The sequence below is a fragment of the Streptomyces sp. PU-14G genome, from assembly GCF_041028275.1.
Lineage (GTDB): Bacteria > Actinomycetota > Actinomycetes > Streptomycetales > Streptomycetaceae > Streptomyces.
This window is the reverse complement of record NZ_JASKYT010000121.1, coordinates 1-18,001: the sequence shown is the minus strand read 5'-3', so window position 1 is coordinate 18,001 and position 18,001 is coordinate 1. Positions and strand designations below refer to the sequence as shown.

The 18,001-nt window shown below is 70.9% G+C and carries 17 protein-coding genes and 3 pseudogenes; 11 read left to right on the top strand and 9 right to left on the bottom strand.

The features are described 5' to 3' along the window. A partial coding sequence (locus tag AB8Z75_RS16400) for a transposase (RefSeq protein ID WP_369202592.1) occupies positions 1 to 265 on the bottom strand: 265 nt, incomplete at its 3' end. A gap of 419 nt (positions 266 to 684) precedes the next feature. Here AB8Z75_RS16400 and AB8Z75_RS16395 point away from each other — a divergent pair. Further along, positions 685 to 1,902 (top strand): serine hydrolase domain-containing protein, encoded by a 1,218-nt coding sequence (locus AB8Z75_RS16395; protein ID WP_369202588.1) that lies wholly within the window; start codon positions 685 to 687, stop codon positions 1,900 to 1,902. A gap of 377 nt (positions 1,903 to 2,279) precedes the next feature. Here the strand turns inward: AB8Z75_RS16395 and AB8Z75_RS16390 are convergent, their stop codons facing one another. The 6 genes and pseudogenes from AB8Z75_RS16390 to AB8Z75_RS16365 all read right to left on the bottom strand — a co-directional run. Then, positions 2,280 to 2,831 carry a hypothetical protein gene (locus AB8Z75_RS16390; protein WP_369202586.1) on the bottom strand — a complete coding sequence of 184 codons (552 nt, stop codon included), beginning with the start codon at positions 2,829 to 2,831 and terminating at the stop codon, positions 2,280 to 2,282. A 178-nt stretch (positions 2,832 to 3,009) separates the two neighbouring features. Next, positions 3,010 to 3,201, bottom strand: coding sequence for an MMPL family transporter (locus AB8Z75_RS16385; protein ID WP_369202584.1), 192 nt, complete (start codon positions 3,199 to 3,201; stop codon positions 3,010 to 3,012). Then, positions 3,201 to 3,548, bottom strand: coding sequence for a hypothetical protein (locus AB8Z75_RS16380; protein WP_369202582.1), 348 nt, complete (start codon positions 3,546 to 3,548; stop codon positions 3,201 to 3,203). The genes AB8Z75_RS16385 and AB8Z75_RS16380 overlap by 1 nt, the downstream gene beginning before the upstream one ends. Before the next feature lie 16 nt (positions 3,549 to 3,564). Beyond that, positions 3,565 to 4,452, bottom strand: coding sequence for an RNA polymerase sigma factor SigJ (sigJ, locus tag AB8Z75_RS16375; RefSeq protein WP_369202590.1), 888 nt, complete (start codon positions 4,450 to 4,452; stop codon positions 3,565 to 3,567). 303 nt (positions 4,453 to 4,755) lie between these two features. Beyond that, a pseudogene (locus AB8Z75_RS16370) lies at positions 4,756 to 4,860 on the bottom strand (hypothetical protein); the annotation flags it as partial. 166 nt (positions 4,861 to 5,026) lie between these two features. Then, positions 5,027 to 5,416, bottom strand: a pseudogene (locus tag AB8Z75_RS16365) (hypothetical protein); the annotation flags it as partial. On the opposite strand from AB8Z75_RS16365, the gene AB8Z75_RS16360 reads away from it, so the two are divergent. Then, positions 5,415 to 6,935 (top strand): MFS transporter, encoded by a 1,521-nt coding sequence (locus AB8Z75_RS16360; protein ID WP_369202580.1) that lies wholly within the window; start codon positions 5,415 to 5,417, stop codon positions 6,933 to 6,935. The pseudogene AB8Z75_RS16365 and the gene AB8Z75_RS16360 overlap by 2 nt on opposite strands. Positions 6,936 to 7,398: 463 nt before the next feature. Here AB8Z75_RS16360 and AB8Z75_RS16355 read toward each other — a convergent pair whose 3' ends face one another. Further along, a complete protein-coding gene (locus AB8Z75_RS16355; protein ID WP_369202578.1) occupies positions 7,399 to 7,755 on the bottom strand; it encodes a DoxX family protein in 357 nt (118 codons plus the stop codon). 203 nt (positions 7,756 to 7,958) lie between these two features. Continuing rightward, positions 7,959 to 8,903 (bottom strand): helix-turn-helix domain-containing protein, encoded by a 945-nt coding sequence (locus AB8Z75_RS16350; protein ID WP_369202576.1) that lies wholly within the window; start codon positions 8,901 to 8,903, stop codon positions 7,959 to 7,961. A gap of 78 nt (positions 8,904 to 8,981) precedes the next feature. Between AB8Z75_RS16350 and AB8Z75_RS16345 the strand changes: the two genes are divergently transcribed. The 9 genes and pseudogenes from AB8Z75_RS16345 to AB8Z75_RS16305 form a co-directional block, all read left to right on the top strand. Further along, a complete protein-coding gene (locus tag AB8Z75_RS16345; protein ID WP_369202574.1) occupies positions 8,982 to 10,994 on the top strand; it encodes an ABC transporter ATP-binding protein in 2,013 nt (670 codons plus the stop codon). Next, entirely contained in the window at positions 10,991 to 12,724 is a 1,734-nt protein-coding gene (locus AB8Z75_RS16340) for an ABC transporter ATP-binding protein (protein ID WP_369202572.1), read from the top strand. The genes AB8Z75_RS16345 and AB8Z75_RS16340 overlap by 4 nt, the downstream gene beginning before the upstream one ends. Before the next feature lie 259 nt (positions 12,725 to 12,983). Then, positions 12,984 to 13,367 (top strand): WXG100 family type VII secretion target, encoded by a 384-nt coding sequence (locus AB8Z75_RS16335; protein WP_369202570.1) that lies wholly within the window; start codon positions 12,984 to 12,986, stop codon positions 13,365 to 13,367. Positions 13,368 to 13,420: 53 nt separating this feature from the next. Beyond that, positions 13,421 to 13,726 carry a WXG100 family type VII secretion target gene (locus AB8Z75_RS16330; RefSeq protein ID WP_369202568.1) on the top strand — a complete coding sequence of 102 codons (306 nt, stop codon included), beginning with the start codon at positions 13,421 to 13,423 and terminating at the stop codon, positions 13,724 to 13,726. Continuing rightward, positions 13,723 to 15,468 carry an RNase A-like domain-containing protein gene (locus AB8Z75_RS16325; RefSeq protein ID WP_369202566.1) on the top strand — a complete coding sequence of 582 codons (1,746 nt, stop codon included), beginning with the start codon at positions 13,723 to 13,725 and terminating at the stop codon, positions 15,466 to 15,468. The genes AB8Z75_RS16330 and AB8Z75_RS16325 overlap by 4 nt, the downstream gene beginning before the upstream one ends. 14 nt (positions 15,469 to 15,482) lie before the next feature. Beyond that, the gene (locus AB8Z75_RS16320; RefSeq protein WP_369202564.1) at positions 15,483 to 16,052 is read left to right on the top strand and encodes a hypothetical protein; all 570 of its coding nucleotides are present in this window, start codon (positions 15,483 to 15,485) and stop codon (positions 16,050 to 16,052) included. Positions 16,053 to 16,221: 169 nt separating this feature from the next. Beyond that, positions 16,222 to 16,521, top strand: a complete 300-nt coding sequence (locus tag AB8Z75_RS16315) for an RNase A-like domain-containing protein (protein WP_369202562.1) — start codon at positions 16,222 to 16,224, stop codon at positions 16,519 to 16,521. A gap of 9 nt (positions 16,522 to 16,530) precedes the next feature. Further along, entirely contained in the window at positions 16,531 to 17,226 is a 696-nt protein-coding gene (locus AB8Z75_RS16310; RefSeq protein ID WP_369202560.1) for a contact-dependent growth inhibition system immunity protein, read from the top strand. 215 nt (positions 17,227 to 17,441) lie between these two features. Further along, positions 17,442 to 18,001, top strand: a pseudogene (locus AB8Z75_RS16305) (hypothetical protein); the annotation flags it as partial.

Genomic DNA, 18,001 nt, shown 5'->3' with positions numbered 1-18,001 from the left:
CCACGTACTGACGCACGTCGTCGAGCACCTCATCCGCGTCCCACTCGATCCGGTTCAGCATCCGGTGCATGCGGTCCGGGCCTTCGTGACCGGCTTCCTCCGCCAGCGTCCAGCCGTTCTTCCGCTGCAGCGGAGCGATCAGGCCCCGCATATAGGCCAGTGCCGACTCACGCGGCTCCGACCTGCTGAAACGATGCACGAACCGCTCATGCACAGCGTCCAGTTCACCCGCCCACAACCTGACATCAGCAAGATCCCCACCCATGAACAGGCCAACGACCAACCTGGCCACCAGTCACAGCAAGCACCGTTGCAGTACTAGACCGCTCCACCGGTACCCCAGGTCAGGCGCTTCTGACTTGGGGTTGTGGTTCAGCGGATACGGCGGCAACGCTTCGCCCGCTCCGCGCGCGTCTGCCCGGTCTCAGTCCTGGTCTCAGACGTGGCCCGGGGCGCCGGCAGAAAGGCGTCTCCGCCAGGGTCCTGGTGGTCCGTGTTCGGTTCGAGGAGGCGCGTTTCGACGCCGGGGCGCACCCGGGCCGTGCGGGCGGAAGGCCATGCAAGTCCCGCAGCCGGGGTGGTGCTGGGTGCACCCCGTAGCGGCAGGCTGAGCCCATCGAGCGGACGGTCCGGACGCGACATGCTCAAGGGGTCGCGAAGGCAGCCCTGTTGGAAGGAAACTCCGTGTCCGTTCGTCCTCTCACCTCTGCCCCGAACAAGCTGAAGAAGCAGCGTGGCCGCCGCGTGTTGTCGGTGGTCGCCGCGCTGGCGGTCCTGGGCGGCGGTCTCGCCGTGAGCGGTTCCCTGGCGTACGGCGCAGAGAACCGCGCCGGTGAGCGCGACGCCGTGAGCAAGGGGGCGAAGAGTCTGGTGCACGAGGACGGTTTCCCCGCCGTACTGGCCGCCGTCGAGGACTCCCGCGGACACGTCCGCGACTACACGGCCGGCACCGGCGACCGGGAAACCGGCGCGGCCGTGCCGGTGAACGGTCAGGTCCGGGCCGGCAGCAACACCAAGTCGTTCACCGCGGCGGTCGTGCTCCAGTTGGTCGGTGAGGGCAAGGTGGACCTGGACGAGCCGATCGAGACATACCTGCCGGGTCTGGTGCACGGGGACGGCATCGACGGGACACGGATCACCGTACGGAACCTGCTCCAGCACACCAGTGGCCTGCCCGATTACACGCAGTCGCTGGACCCGAATCCGTTCGAGATCCGCGACACGTACTACCACCCGCGGGACCTGCTCGACCTCGCCCTGAGCAAGAAGGCGGTGTTCGAGCCCGGCGCGAAGTGGCAGTACAGCAACACCAACTACCTCCTGGCGGGCCTGCTCGTCGAAAAGGTCACGGGCCGGCCCTTCGGGGAGGAGATCACGAACCGCGTCATCCACCCCCTCGGGCTGAAGGACACCTACTGGCCGAGCGTGGGCGAGCGCGGCATCCGGGGCTCCCACCCCAAGGGCTACGGCTCCACGACTCCTGGCGGTCCCCTGAAGGACATCACCCGCCTCGATCCGTCGCAGGCCTGGGCGGCCGGGCAGCTCGTCACCACCCCGCGCGACCTCAACCGCTTCTTCTCCGCCCTGCTGGGCGGCGAGGTGCTGGACGCGGCCGAGCTGGAAGAGATGACCACCACGGTCCCGGCCGCCGAGGGCTCCGTCACACCGAACACCGAGTACGGTTTGGGCCTCTTCCGCACCCCCCTGTCTTGTGGCGAGGAACTGTGGGGCCACGGTGGCTCCATCCACGGCTACGAAACCTTCAGCGGGGTCACGGACGACGGCCGCGCGGCCACGGTGGCTGTCACGGCGCTGTCGAGCGCGGTGGCTGCCGAGCCCGAGGAGATGCAAAAGGCCCACAAGCACGTGCAGGACCTGGTGGACACTGCCGTCTGCAAGTAGCCGCTCGTCGCCGCCGTTCGTCACCCCCACTCACCGCGTCGCTGCCCGCCAGTCACGGGCAGCGACGCGGTCGCCTGTCCCGGGGTGGCGATGTGGTTGCCTCTCACGGGATGGTGATGTGGTCGCCCATCCCGGATGTCCCCGCCGCCTGGCCAACCGCCGCGCCTGGCCAACCGCCGCGCCTGGCCGGCCGCCGCCCGGCTCGCCGACCACGCGGAGGACTCCCCGGGGACGCAGCGCGGTCAAGCGCGCGTCCCGTGGCAGATCACGCGTGGCGGTCGACGGGACGCGTGGTCGCCGCGCATCGGTGAACCCGAGGGCCCCGAGCCGTTCGACGGCCCCCTCGACCAGCACCTCGGGCGCGCTCGCGCCGGCGCTCAACCCCACGGTGCGGACGCCTGCCAGCCACTCGGGGTGAGCTGGTCCGCGTGGGGCAGCAGCCGGGGGGGGGTTCCGGCGTCCTGGGCGACCTCCACCCTCCGGACCGTGTTGCTCGAATTCGCGGACCCGACGACGAGCACGAGGTCGCTGCGCCCGGCGATCGCCTTCACCGCGTTCTGCCGGTTCTGGCTGGCGTAGCAGATGTCCTCGCTTCCAGGTCCGACCAGGTCGGGAAACCTCTCACGGAGAATGGAGACGATTTCGGCCGTGTCGTCCACCGACATGGTGGTCTGGGTGAGAAGGGCCGCGGGCGTCTCCCGCGGGAGTTCGAGCCGCCTGGCCTCGTCCGTGTTCCCGACGATGACCGTACGGTCGGGGGCCTCCCCGTACTCGATCTCCTCGTGGTCGGCGTGTCCGACGAGGATCAGGGTGCGCTCGTCGCGGGCGAAGCTGCGTGCCTCCTGGTGCACCTTCGCGACGAGCGGGCAGGTCGCGTCGATGACCGTGAGCCGGCGCGCGGCGGCATTGCCGCGGACCTGAGGGGACACGCCGTGCGCCGAGAAGACGCACACCGCCCCGTCCGGAATCTCGGCCTCCGTGTCGACGAAGTCAGAACGACGCCACGTGTCGCCGACACGACTTCGGGCCCTGCCCACGACATGTGCAGGGCCCTTTTCCCGACCGCAACGCGGCGTATCTCCTTCCGCGCGCCGAAGACGCGCTCTCCTACGCCGTGCGGGCCGGCCCGCGCGGGGCTCCGTATCCGGCGGGCCCGGTGACATGGAAACCGAGTCCGTCGGCGTTCTCCTCGCCGATCTCGGTCATCGTGTCGACGACCTTGCCGAGCCCGTCCCAGCCCTCCTTGTCCTTGTGCACCTGGACGATGACCTGGATGGCCTTGCCGTCCTTCGAGGCCATCAGGCCCGGTGGCCGTCCCGCGACGCCTTCGACGCCTTCGACCTCTTCGGTGTCCTTGAACGCTGGGCGTCGGCTTCGGCCTTGGCCATGTCGGCGCGGGCGATGCCGCCGGGCCGGTCGTAGACCACGATGGCGGGCACGGTGTCGGTGCTCTGGAACTTCTCGGCCTGCTCGACGACCTCGGTCGACTCCGCGTTGCTGGGCAGCCAGGCCGAGTTGTCGTTGCGCTCGACGTCACCGAGCTTGCCTGCCAGCATCATGGACGGGATCAACAGGGCGATCCAGAGGGCCAGGACGACCCATTTCGCCACTCTGCCGCTGGGCAAGGACATCAGTTTCCGCAGCATGGGGATTCCTCGTCGTTCAGTCGACATGAGAGAGCTTGTCGGGGTTGGCCACGGCGTAGATCCCGCACACCTGGTCGCCGTCCGGGGTGAGGTCGAGAACGATGACCGCGTAGGGGTTGTCGTCGGCGAACAGCAGCGCGGACGGGTCGCCGTTGACGCTGCGGTAGGCGATGTCGAGGCCCTTTCCGGAACGCGGGGCGAGCGCGGTGAGCAGGCGGGTGACCTTCTCGCGGCCGTGGAGGGGCCGCAGACCGCCCCCCGCCGCCTGTCCCTTGCCGCCACCGTCTCCCCACAGGGTCACCTCGGGCGCCAGGATCTCCATGAGGGCGTCGAGGTCGCCGCCGAACGCGGCGGCCAGGAAACGTTCGGTCGCCTCCCGCCGCACGTGCGGGTCGGCCTGGTAGCGGGGGCGCCGGGCCTGCACGTGTTCGCGCGCGCGGTGGGCGAGCTGGCGTACCGCCGCGGGACTGCGTTCGAGGATTTCCGCGATCTCGGTGTGGGCGTAGCCGAACACCTCGTGCAGCACGAACACCCCTCGCTCCAGGGGGGTGAGGGTCTCCAGGACCACCAGCAGAGCCATCGAGACCGACTCGGCGCGTACCGCCGCATCAGCCGCGTCGTCGGGAAGGGGAAGGTCGGTGAGGGGGCCGACGAGGGGTTCCGGCAGCCAGGGTCCGACGTAGGTCTCCCGGCGGCGGCTGAGGGCGGCCCGGTGGGCGAGGGCCCGGTTCATCGCGATCCGCACCAGGTAGGCGCGCGGGTTGTGGATCTCCTCGGCACCGCGCGCCTGGGTCCTGGCCGTCCACGCCAGCCACGTCTCCTGCAGGACGTCCTCGGTGTCGGCGACGCTGCCGAGCATGTTGTAGACGATGGAGAACATCAGCTCGTGGTGGTCTTGGAACACGCGTGTCGCGCTGCTCGGCACCTGGCTTGACGCGCCCTCATGCGGGCTGCTTCCGGGCGCTGCCGGTGAGTCCGGCGGGGTGTCGGTCATCGTGGGCTCCCGTCGCGGTTGCGGTCTGAGAGTCGTCCAGGCACCCGAGGTGTGACACCTCCCTGCGACATGTGACCCATGTCTCATCGGTGGCTGGCGGTGTGCTGTGCGTGTGCGAGCGGCCCCCTGCGGGCCCCGGCGCCGGGAGAGTGGGCCCCCGTACACGCCGTTGTCCTCGACCGTGACGACGAGCCGTGCGTCGCGGGCCGCCGGAACGAGTGCCGGGCCCACCGGCTTCACCCACCGTGGATCGAGGGCGAGCGCGGTGATGCCTTGGTCGGCCAGGCGGCCCGCCGCCTCGACGCATACGCCGGCCATCACACCCGCCGAGCAGCAGCACGTCCGTCGCCGCTCCGTCGCCCGTCCGGGCCAGGACGTCCATGCCGCCGAGCGTGCCGCAGCCGGGGATCTCCTCGCCGGCCGGCGCCTTCGGATAGCGGAGCATGGTCGGGCCGGTGGAGTCGGCCAGCGCCTCGGCGAGCAGCTCGGCCAGGCGCGCCGCGTCGCGCGGTGCGGCGATCCGCAGCCCGGGTACCAGCTGGCTGATCGAACCGTCCCACGTGCCGTTGTGGCTCGCACCGTCCGGCCCGGTCACTCCGGCCCGGTCCAGCACGAAGGCGGTCCTGGGGTACCTCGCCGACAGGCAGCTGGCCGACGGCGGTCTCGAGCCGGGATGGAGCCGCAGCCGCCTGCACACGATCTTCCGGGCGCGGCTGGCCGTGTGCACGGCGGAACCGCACGACCGGCGCGCCGCCGGGGTGGCCGAACGGATCGAGCGGTCCTGACGGTCACGCCCGGCCGCCGTGTCACATTCCGCCTGCCCTGCTGCTCCTAGAGGAGAGGAATCACCTCGAACTCGACAAGGAGTGGTCATGTCAACACGGAGTGCAGCCGCCGCGGCCGGGCAGGACCCGGCGGAGGCCGGGGACCCGAGGCGGTGGCTGATCCTCGCCGTCATCTGCGTCGCCCAGCTCATGGTGGTCCTCGACGTCAGCGTGATGAACCTCGCGCTGCCGTCGGCGCAGGAAGACCTGGGGTTCACGATGGCCGACAGGCAGTGGGTCGTCACGGCCTACGCGCTGCCGTTCGGCAGCCTCCTGCTGTTCTGCGGACGGCTGGCTGACATGATCGGCCGCAAGGAGACCTTCCTCATCGGGCTGACCGGTTTCGCCGTCGCCTCCGCCGTGGGGGGCGCTGCGGTCAACTTCACGATGCTGGTCACGGCACGCGCCTGCCAGGGGGCGTTCGGCGCGCTGCTGGCGCCGGCCGCTCTGGCCTTGCTGACCACCACGTTCACCGACCCCAAGGACCGGGGCAAGGCGTTCGGCGCCTTCGGCGGGGTCGCGGCCAGCGGCGCGGGCCTCGGGCTGGTGCTCGGGGGTGCGCTGACCTCCCTGTCGTGGCGGTGGTGCCTGTACGTCAACCTCCTCTTCGCCGGGATCGCGCTGCTCGGCGCCGCCCTTCCGATGGCCAAGAAGCCCAGGACGCCGGGCGCCCGACTGGACGTCCCGGGCGTGCTGCTGGTGTCGGGCGGGATGTTCTGCACGGTCTACGGCTTCTCCAACGCCGCGTCGCACAGCTGGGGCACACCCTCCTCGTACGGCTTCCTCATCGCCGGAGCCGCGCTGCTGTGCGTGTTCGTCGGCTGGCAGTCGCGCGCCGCGCAGCCGCTGCTGCCGCTGCGGGTCGTGCTCGACCGCAACCGAGGCGCCGCTTACCTCACCATGCTGCTCATCGGGGCCGCCATGTTCGGTCTCTTCCTCTTCCTCGTCTACTACCTGCAGAACACCCTGGAGTACTCGGCGATCGTCTCGGGCGTCTGCCTGCTGCCGATGGTGGTGGTCTCCGGCGTGATGACCAACGTGGGCAACATCGTCCTGATGCCGCGATTCGGCCCCAAGCCGCTGGTCATCGCGGGCCTGCTGCTCAACGCGGCCGGCACGGCCTGGCTGACCAGGATCGGGGTGGATTCGAGCTATGCGACGGCCTTGCTGGGGCCGCTGTTGATCGACGGGGTCGGCATGGGCCTCATCTTCGCCTCGGCCTTCCGTACCGGTACGTCGGGAGTGGCACCGCAGGACGCCGGGATCGCGTCGGCGAGCGTCAACACCGGGCAGCAGCTCGGCGGTGCGATCGGTACCGCGTTGCTCAACACGATCGCGGCCAGCGCCACCACGAGCTACCTGGACAGTCACGCGCAGGGGCGGCCGACGGCGTCGGAGTTCGGCCTCGCGACGGTGCACGGCTACACGACGGTGTTCTGGTGGTGCGCCGGAATCCTGGTGGCCGGCGCCGTCGTCTGCGGTGCGCTGCTGCGCCGCGGGCCGCTGCCCCCGCTCGAAGGCGCTCCCGTCAAGGAGGCGCCCCAGCAGGCCGAAACCACACGAGCGTGACGGTCTCAGGCCCGCCGGAGAGCCTGACGCCGACCGCCGCGCCGCACAGCAGGAGTGCCGAGCACCGGCACCCGCCGCCGTGAGCGACCGTTGCCGACAGCGGCATGCCGCCGTGGGTGAACGCTGCGGGTGAACGCGGTGGCGGTCGGCAAGAGCCGGGTGGTCCTGGCACCTCGGCCGTCTCGACGGCCGGGCCGGACCGCCCGGCTCGCGCGTGCGGTGCCGGGCGTGCTTCGCCAAGCCTGCGCCAAGCCGTTGGACAGTCTCGGCCAAGCCGTCTGCTCAATGCTGTGACGCGTAAGGTCCGGGGAAGATCGCCGCGTTGGCCGAGACCGGTGGGTCCCGCCCGGACACGTTGCTTCCCACCCGGAGCTGGACTGGCGGCCGAGTGCGGCCCAGCACCGTCGGCGGCTGTCTTGACCGCCGCGCGACGGTGCCACGGAGGCGTTCCCGGTCCCGTGGCTCACCAGGGGCCGTGGTCGGCCAGCCCCAGGACCAGGACGGCCACCGCGGTGGCGAGGAAGACGATCCCGCCCACGATGTCGCGGGAGCCCACCCGCAGGTGGGCGATGATCGCTCCGATGAAGTACAGCACGAGCCCGCAGGCGGCGAGGGTGCCCAGGAGCGGCACGGCGAGCCCGGCCAGCAGCCCCACCGTGCCCGCCGCCAGCAGCATGCCCAGCACCGGAACGTACTTCCGGGGCAGGCCCTTCATGTCCGCCTGGGTCTTGGGGTAGTCGTGGCCGATCAGGTAGGTGACGGCGGCGGCACCGTTGAAGACCGCACCGATGAGGGTGACCGTGAGGTAGGCGGCGAACACGATTTCTCCGTTTCCCTGGGGAACAGTGTTGCTGGGCGCTCCGTCGGCAGCTGGCGTTTTCCTTTAAGACAAGCCGGCGACCCGATGTGTGACATCGGTGTGCGCCCGGGCCGCAGGCCCGGCTCCTTCGCACCGGTCGGCCGCGCCCTCGCAGGCGACGCGGGGCACGGACCTCGCCGAGACCGTGGCGATCACCGCGGCGATCACCGCGGCGGGTGGGCACCCCGCGGCGAGCGTATCCACGACCCGGTCGGCACGCCGGTCACGGCCGGGCGCGCCGAGTGCTGAGGAAGGCGCGGTACGTGGTCCGCCCACGCGAGGTCGTCGGCCGATACCAGGGTGAGGCCGGCGAGGCTCGCCGGCGTGGCCCCCGTGAACGTCAGCACGTCCCGGTGCAGGTGGGACTGGTCGGTGTAGCCGCAGTCGGCCGCGACCCGGGCCGCCTGCTGCCCCATGGCCAGGAGAGTGGCGGCGCGGTCGAAGCGGACGAGCCGCACCGCACGCTTGGGCGGGAGCCCGATCTGCGCGTGGAACCGGGACCACAGCCGCTTGCGGCTCCAACCGAGTTCGGCGGCCAGCCCACCGACCCGTACGTGGTGGTGGTTGGCGACGATGCGGTCCCAGGCCCAGGCCAGCTCCGGGTCGATGGCCGGCTGCTCGGCGGACATGCGGGCCAGGAGCGCTTCCACCAGGGCGAAGCGCTCCTCCCAGGAAGCGGCCATGCCCAGCTGTTCAGCGAGGCGTGCCGCCCGCCGGTGGCCCCACAGGTCGGCGAGGGGCACCACGGCGCCTTCCAGGTCCGCCGGGCTCACGCCCAGCACCGTGCGCGCGATCGCCGGGGACAGGCGCACCTGCAGCCACTCGACGTGCGCGGCCTGTATCCGCGCCGCGCCTCCTGAGCCGAATCCGAGCCCGGTGACCAGGCTTTCCGTCTGCCGCCGCCCGGCGTGGTCGTAGATGACGGGCGCACCGTCGCCGCAGGCCAGTGCCAGCGTCACCACCGGATGCGGATCGAGCCGATGGTCGACCGGCGCCGGGCCGCGGTCGCGGAACCCGGACAGGACGACACCGGGCACGCGGCTGGGCCCGGCCGGGCGGGCGACGTCCCACACGGCGCCATCATCGCGCTCACGCACGGCAGTTGGCATGACCGCCATGGTACGTGGGCCCGCTGACGGGAACATTTCTCCAATCCGTCGGTCCGCACCGGCGGCGAAAGTGGGCGCATGCCTGCTACCCCAACCGCCCCCACGCCGGGCGTCAGACGCCTGTTGCGCCCCTACGCGGGCGGCTTCGCCGCCGTCGTCCTCCTGCAGATCGTCGGCGCCCTCGCCGGCCTCGTGCCGCTGCTCGCGGTCGTCGAGCTGGGCCGTACGCTGCTGGCGCCCGGCCCCCCTTCCCACGGGCACGTCCGCGACGTCGTCGTCGCGGGCGCGGCAGGGCTCCTCGTGCGGCTGCTGTTCACGGCCGCCGCGTCCGGTGTCGGGCACCTGCTCGACGGACACGTGCAGCTGTCGTTCCGCCGGCAGCTGGCCGCGAGCCTGGGGCGGGTGCCGATCGGCTGGCTGTCCCGGCGGCGTGGCGGCGAGCTGGCGAAGCTGGTGGGGGAGGACGTCAGCGCGGTACATCCGGTCATCGCGCATACGCCCGGGGAGCTGGTGTCGGCGTTCGTCGTACCGCTGGTCTCGCTGGTCTACCTCGTCACCGTGGACTGGCGGCTGACGCTGATCACGCTGATTCCCGTGCTGCTGGCTGTGGCGCTGGTGCCGCTGATGATGACGCCGACCCGGCTGCGGGAGCAGAAGGAGTTCGACGCGGCCATGGGGCGGATCTCGGCCTCGGTCGTCGAATTCGTGCAGGGCATCGCGGTGGTCAAGGCGTTCGGCGGCGCCGACCGCGCGCACCGCGACTTCCGTAGAGCCGTGGACGACTTCACGCACAGTTTCTCCGCGATGGTGCGCGGCCTGTCCTCAGTCGCCGCGGCGATGCAGGTGGCGCTGTCGCCGCCGTTCGTGCTGCTGGCGGTACTGGTCGGCGGTGCGTACCGGATCACCGGCGGCGGGCTCGCGCCGGCCGACCTGCTGCCCTTCGTGCTGCTCGGCCTCGGGCTCACGGCTCCGGTGGCCGCGCTCGGGCACGGCTTCGACGATCTGCAGGCCGCGCGGCGCGCCCTCGGCCGGATCCGGGACGTACTCGCCGAGCAGGCGCTGCCCGAGCCCGCGCGTCCGGTCGTGCCGCGGGGGCACCGGGTGGAGCTGCGCGGGGTCCGCTTCGGTTACGAGACCGACCGCGAGGTGCTGCGCGGCGTCGACCTCGTCCTCGACCCTGGCACGGTGACCGCGGTCGTCGGGCCGTCGGGGAGCGGCAAGTCCACGCTGGTGCAACTGCTGCCCCGGTTCTTCGATCCGGACCACGGCGCGGTGCTGCTCGGCGGCGTCGACCTGCGCGAGGTGGACAGCCGCGAGCTGTACCGGCGGGTGTCGTTCGTCTTCCAGGACGTACGGCTGCTGCGCGCCTCGGTCGCCGACAACATCGCCCTGGCCGTACCGCACGCCGACCACGACGACGTGGTCCGCGCCGCCCGGCTGGCGCACATCCACGACCGGATCCTGGAGCTGCCGCGCGGCTACGACGCGGTGATCGGGGAGGACGCGCGGCTGTCCGGCGGCGAGGCGCAGCGGATCTCGATTGCCCGCGCCCTGCTCGCCGACGCGCCCGTGCTGGTCCTCGACGAGGCGACCGCCTTCGCCGACCCGCGGACCGAGGCGACGGTGCGCGAGGCGCTGGCGCTGACCCGGGGCGTGCGCACGACGCTGGTCATCGCCCACCGGATGGAGACGATCGCCGACGCCGACACCGTCGTGATGCTGCGCGACGGGAAGATCGTCGAACGCGGCACACCGGCGGAACTGCGCGCCCGGGGAGGAGAGTTCGCCGCGTTCTGGCGGCTCCACACCGGCGTGACCGAACACGACACCGGCCTGGCCGGACGCGACGCTGGCATGACCGAACACGACACCGGCGCGACCGCACGCGACGCTGGCATGACCGGACGTCACACCGGCGCGCGCGGAGTCGGCACGGGCGTGGCCGGAGTCGGCACTGACGCGCGCGGAGTCGGCACTGACGCGCGCGGAGTCGGCACTGACGCGCGCGGAGTAGGCACGGGCGTGACCGGGGACCGTACCGGCGGTACCGGGGGCCGCACCGGCGTGACCGAAGGGGAGGAGACCCGATGATCACCATGCTGCTGCGCGTGCTCGGCCGCGAGTACGCCGGGCGAGTACACCGCACCGTCGCCCTCATGACCGCGACCGCCCTCGCCGAAGGCCTGTCGTACGCCCTGCTGGTCCCCGTACTGCGCGCGCTGTTCGGCGAGTCGCCAGACGACGCCTGGCCCTGGCTGCTCGCCTTCGGCGCCGCGGTCGCCGGCTACGCCGTGCTGCGCTACGCCGGGGACCGGTCCGGCTTCCGCGCCGGGACCACGATGCTGAACGGCATGTACCACCGGCTCGGCGACCACCTCGCCCGGCTGCCCATCGGCTGGTACCGGCCCGGCCGCGTCGGCGAGGTGTCGGTGCTGGCGAGCCAGGGCGTGCTGGAGGCGATGAGTGTGATCGCGCATCTGCTGGCGCCGTTCGTCTCCGCCTGCGTGACGCCGCTGACGATCGTCGGCGTGATGCTCGCCTACAACTGGCAGCTGGGCCTCGCCGCCTTGGCCGCCGCGCCCCTCGTGGCCGCGATCCAGTTCCGTACGGCACGCGCCACCACCGCCGCCGACACCGAGCGCGTCGCCCGCGAGCGCGAGGCCACAGGGCGCGTCCTCGAGTACCTCAGGGCCCAGCCGGTGCTGCGGGCCGGCGGTCGCACCGCGGAGCGCTTCCAACTGCTCGACGATTCCCTCGCCGACCAGCAGCGCGCCTCCCGCCGGGCCACGCTGTCGGCGCTGCCCGGCGTGCTGGGGCTGGCGGTCACCGTGCAGGCGGTGTTCACCGGGATGCTCGCCCTGGGCGCGTACCTCGCCCTCGGCGGGGACATCGGCGCGGCCGAGGTGCTGGCCGTCCTGGTGCTCGCCGCCCGCTGCGCGGACCCGCTGCTGTCGCTCGCCGAGATCGGCGGCAGCCTGCGCGCCGCCCGCGCCGAGTTGGCGCGCCTCGACGACGTGCTGCACACCGAGCCGCTGCCGGAGCCCCGCGATCCGCGCCGGCCGGCGGGCCACGGCGTGGAGTTCGACTCCGTCACCTTCCGCCACGGTGACCGCACCGTGACCGACGCGGTGTCGCTGTCCGTACCGGAGGGGCAGCGGCTGGCCGTCGTCGGCCCGTCGGGCGCGGGCAAGAGCACGCTGCTGCACCTGCTGGCGCGCTTCTCCGACGTGGACGCCGGCGCCGTGCGGGTGGGGGGCGTGGACGTGCGCGAGATGGCGACGGCTGAGCTGATGGCGCGGATCGCCCTCGTCTTCCAGGACGTCTACCTCTTCGACGGCACCATCGAGGACAACGTGCGCCTCGGCCGTCCGGACGCCACCGGCGCCGAGGTGCGTGCCGCTGCCGCCGCCGCGCTGCTGGACGAGGTGGTCGAGCGGCTGCCCGGCGGCTGGTCGGCGCACGTCGGCGAGGGCGGCGCGCTGCTGTCCGGCGGCGAGCGGCAGCGCGTCGCGATCGCCCGGGCGCTGCTGAAGGACGCGCCCCTCGTGCTGCTCGACGAGGTGACCTCGGCCCTGGACCCGGTCAGTGAGGCCGCCGTGCACACCGGGATCGAGCGGCTGATGGCGGGCCGCACGGTGGTGATGGTCGCGCACCGGATGCGCACCGTCCGCCGCGCCGACCGGGTCGCCTTCCTGGACGGCGGACGCGTCGTCGAGCAGGGCAGCCACGACGAACTGCTGCGGCGGGGCGGGCGTTACGCCGAGTACTGGGACCTCACGCTGTCACCGGCCGACCCGGCGCCGAACTCCAGCCGGCGCTGAGCCCCGTCCGGCGCCGAACCCCTGCCGACGCCGAACCCCTGCCGGCGCTGAGCCCCGGTCGACCGCGTGGAGGGCGAGCACCCTGGCCGGGGGCGGTTCCGGGTGCTTCCTCCGGGCCGGAAAGATGGCCGGAAGAGTGCGTTCGTGCCTCCCACTCCGGCCGCGCGAGGCCCGTCAGCCTGGCCGGGGACGGTGAGCACCAGTCTGCTTCCCTTACGCTTCCAAGGAGCGGAGGCGAAACCGTAGGGGGGCGACACAGGTGACCGACCTGGACGTTACGGACGACGACTTGGCTCAGCTCATCGCCGACCTGGATGCGATGGAGCGGTACCTCAAGCGGAAGATCGCCAGGATGGACGGCCTGCTCGATCTCGTAGGCAACAACTGGCGCGGCACCACGGCCAAGGCGTTCAAGGACCTGCAACGCGGCGTCACCGATGATGCGCGGACCGTGCGCGAATCGCTCATTCTCATCGAGGAGGCCGTGAAAATGAGCCGCGACGGCTTCACCGCCCAGGAACTGGAGACGTTGCAGAAATTCCGCAGCCTTCAAGCGAGTGTCGAGGGGAGCGACCGCCTTCTGCGCCTGGCGGACGCCAACCCGCAGGCGGATGCGCCGAAGAGCAGGCTGTCGGAGCTGTAACTGGTCATGTCACGGCGCTCGGCGCCACAGCCGCAGTGGCACAAGGGGGTTTCATGACGGACGACGACGACCACATCACGGTGGACTTCGCCACTCTCCAGCGCCTGGCAGGCGAGATGGAGGACATCCTCAAGGACCTGACGGAAAAGCTGGACACTCTCTACCGCCGCTCTGAGCGTGTCGTCCTCTCCTGGAAGGGCGAGGCCCGAGAGATGTTCGTCGACACACTGGACGAGTGGGACCGCTCCATGCAGGACTTGGAGGGCGCCGAGCGCTGGCTGCACGCCGTCGTCGTCGACGGACACATCAACTACGGTGCCGCCCACCGCGCCGTGCTGCGTGGCTGGAGCGGGCGGTGAGCGGACTCCTGGCCCTCGCCTCCAACGGCTCGACCGGCGGGAGCGGGGCCCGGCCCTCGTCGGCGGGCGGCCCGGGCGGCCCTCCGCAGAGCGGGGGCTTCGACGTGAAGCGCTCGGACCTCTACCGGGTCTCCCAAGCGGTCGCCGCGCAGCAGGGCGTCTTCCACCGCGGGATCAACACGTTCCTCGACGAGCTGGACAAGCACGGCGAGGCGGGCGGCGCGGGAACCGCTCCCACGGCCTTCGCCGCCTCCTACACCCGTATTGCCGCACGCTTCCTCGACGTGTGCGGCAAGAGCGTCGTGAGCGTCGGCGGTGCTGCCATCGGATTCACTGTCACGGCGAACAACTACGGTCGGGCCAACGCGGCTTCGCACCCGAGTGGCGGACAGGCCTCGGCCACCCAGCCCGAGCCGCAGGTCAGGAGAAGTGCGCCGAAGTACCGCAGCGTCAAGCCGCTCGGCTGGAACACCAGCGGGGGAGACGGGTTCATCGACAGTGTGCTGGACGGTATCGACTCCGGTTTCTGGGCGGTTTTCCGCAAAGTGCTGGAGCATGCCGTGAATTTCGGCGACGCCGCCGATGTCATGCCCTTGCCCGACTACCAGGCGCTCAACGACATCTCCACGGCATGGCTCATGCCGCAGACCACGGTCGGAACCGTGGGGGGCACGGTGATGGGCTCTGTGGGCTCCATAACCGACCAGTCCAACAGCGAGTGGTACGCGGCCATGCGCACGTTCTGCAGCAGTCTGTGGGGGAGTTCGGCGTGGGGCCAGAGCCGGCACGGTTACGAGTGGGGCCACGACACCCCCTCCCCCGGGGGCGGCGCACATCAGCCCATCTTCGCAGTCCTCAACGATACGGCGGTGGACGTCAGTGCGGCAGTACGGGGGTACGCGGAGGCTGCCAAGGCGGTACGCGACGACATGCGCCGCATCTACTACCAAGCAGTGCTGGACGCCCTCCCCGATGTCACCGACGGCATCGGGTTCGACGACTTCAAAAAGATCGGTAAGACCCTTTTCAAAGGGGCGGCGAATCTCTCCTCGGGTATCGTGCTGAACATTGACACGGGCGCGCTCGAAGCAGCCAAGCGCCGTTATGAGCGCAGCGTCAACGCGGAGGTGAGCAAGCTCGACGGCCTCATGGAAGCGCTCGATGAGGCGCACCGTAGCGCCCCGGACTTCGAAGCGGAGGAGGCGCGCGCACAAGCGTTCGCGGCACGCTCGCTCAACGAGTTCAAGACGAAGCACACGTACGCTGTTCCCGGCGAGGACTACGACAATCATTTCTACCCGATAGACCTCGCCGCGCAAGAGGGAATACACGGCGCACACGCTCTCGACAAGCACGTCGGAAAGACCGAAGACCAACTGGTGCAGCGACTTCGGGACGACTCGGGAGCAGACTCGGCCTCCACATTTCGTACCCCTGCGGCGGCGCAACGTTACACGCAGGCGGTACTCGACGACGTCGACAATGCGGAAAAGATCGAGAAGTGGGTGGAAAGGGTCGAAGCGCGCGAGCGCGCCGGGTCGCCCAGGAATCCAGAAGCTTCGACCAAGGACATCTCACTCGATTTCAACGACCCGACCGGAAGGACCATCTCACGTGACGAGTACGACAGGCACGGGGACAGGGCCCAGGCAAGTGACTGCAAAGAAGTGAAGGTAGTGCTGAGGTACAAGAAGGGGATCGATCCGCCCTTCGTCGTGCTGACCTCGTACCCGACCAAGTGAGGAGGACCAAGGCGGTGATCGCGTTGACGCCGAGCCGGGACGACTGGGCCGACGCCCTGGCTTCCCTGTACGACCGCAGCCGGGTCCTCGTGGCGGCCGGACCGCGCACGGGCGAGGACTGGGCACACGACGTCAACGCCGTCCTGGACCGCTCGGTGGGCGATCCGCGGGGCTGGCCCACGGTGGACCGGATCGGCGGCGAGAGCGCCCCCCGAGGACCGGGCGACCGTTTCCCCTTCCACCCCTACGAGGACGACGTGCTGCGCGGCTGCCTGGAGCCCACCGACCGCGCCACGGGACGGCTGCTCCTGCTGTCCCTGGCGGCGCAGTTCAGAAACGTCGGCGACCTTCCCGGGGGCAGCGGCCACAGGTACGCGCTCTTCGAGAGGACCGGAACTCTGCTGGCACGGTTCGGTGACGATGCCACTTATTGGACGTGCGTTGAGGATTACGAAGGGGAATGCACCCCGGACGACTTCTATGTCAACGAGTGGTACGGTCTTACGGATCTCACCCGGGATTTCGGCGTCGTGGCGGTATCGGATGACGAGGTCGGCGTCTTCTGGTTCGGTGCGGACGACTGAATTCCCGGTGATGTCCGGCAGAGGGCGCAATGATCCTTGTCCGGCGACATGCGCGGGCCGCGCTTGAGTGAGGGTGCGCACAGGGGCGGTGCATGCGCCGTACCCGTTGAGCAGATCTGCGTCTCCCGATTTCCAGATGCCCTGTTCCAGATGCCTTGAAAGGAGCGGTATGCGCACGCGTGCCTCCACTTACCCTGACCGTGAGACGGCACAGTGGGCGACGCAAGAGACCGTGACGCTCAATGAACAGGCCATCCGCCGGTGGCTGCGCCAGGGACTCCGTCAACGGCTCACCATCGAGGCCGCGTGGCCCTCCCGCGCGGAGCCCGTCGGAAGAGTGCTGTTGCAGGGAATGATGTTGGCTGGGAGGGGCTCCGTCGAAGTCCGGGCCGCACGGGTCGTGTTGCGCCGGGAGCGAGAGAGTCCGCACGGTTTCGTCGTGCACGCCTCGTTTCCGATTCACCTTTAGGGACCCGACATGGCAATGGAATCCTTCGAGTTCGACCGCCGCTACGGGGAGATGCAGCGCGTGGTGAACGCCCACCTGGGGCAGGACGTCGACGCCGGTGAGCGAGAGGAAACGTCCGAGGCCGTCCAGGCCTACATCAGACATACCTGGAACCGGCAGCCATGGCTGCTGGCCGTGGCCGAGCAGCAACTTCGAGAGTATGCCCGTAATCCGCCTGGCCGGCTTCGGCTGAGACTCGGCGAGTACTACCGGATTCCCGACGTCGGACTGCCCGAAACCGAAATCCAGGACTGGCTTCTCGGCCTCGCGGACGCGCTTCGGCGGGGCATCGAGCCGGACGCCGCTCCGCGTCCCTGCTCCCCCCAGACGCACTGGGAATGGCACGCCCGCTTTCCTGAGCTGGGGCAACTGTTGGGCGGTTGGTTCTCGCAGGACATGCCGGACGAATTCGCCGACCACATGGCGGCCCTGGATGATTACCTCGGCTCGACGGACCCCGATCTCGTCGCCCGGCTCTGCGGTGAACTCCACGAAGTCCTCGCGCTCCGCCTGGAGGAAGAGGAGTACGCGCACGTGGTCGCCGAGCTGGGGATGGAGGTGGATCCACCCGCTCCCTACACGGCAGCGGCCTGGCTGGCACGTGTCGCTGAACGCGTGGCCGCCCCTCCTGCCCAGGAGGGGCGTTCGTCAGCCAGTCACGGTTGACCCGGGCAGGCGCACGTTCGGCGATCACCGTGGGCGCGGTGCGCCGGCGGTTTTCTGGTGCGCGGGGGGAGCTTCCCGGTCCCCTCGAGGGCGGGGCGGGCGGCGTCCTCCTGGCCGGCGCGGCGGCCTTCCGGCGGGTGGCGGCTTTCCTGCCGGGGCTTTGGGGGACTCGCAGAAAGAGCGGGAAATGCCCCATTTGCGCTACTGTCGAACGTATGAAGACCGTACGGCGGGTCTTGGGCCTCATGCCTCTGCTCGGCGCGGTGGTGGCCGCGATGCTGCTGACCGTGGCAGCCGCTGCCGGGCCGCGCGCGGTGGGCGCGGTGGGCGGGGTCGACGAGGCCGCGCAGGCGCTGCGGGACGGCCCCGTGTACGTGGACCCGCGGGCCCGGCAGGCGCTGCCGCGGTCCGACGCCGACGCGCTGGCGGACAAGATCGAGCGCGCCGACAAGCCGGTGTTCGTCGTGGTGCTGCCGGCCTCTGGAGAGTTCGACCGGGACACGCTCCTGCAGGATCTGCGGACGCGGACAGGGATCACGGGCGTGTACGCCGTCGCGCTCGGTGACCGGTTCGACGCGGGGGCGGACAGCCAGGTGATGTCCAGGGAGGCGGTACGGAACGTGAGCGGTTCCGTCGAGCGCGCGCACTCCGGCGACCCCCGTGCGGCGGTGACGGACTTCGTCGACCAGGCGATCGAACAGGCGGACGGAACGGCGCCCGCCTCCTGGGACGGCAGCGGCGCGGCGCCGGACGGCCGAGGCGGTGGGGGCGGGGG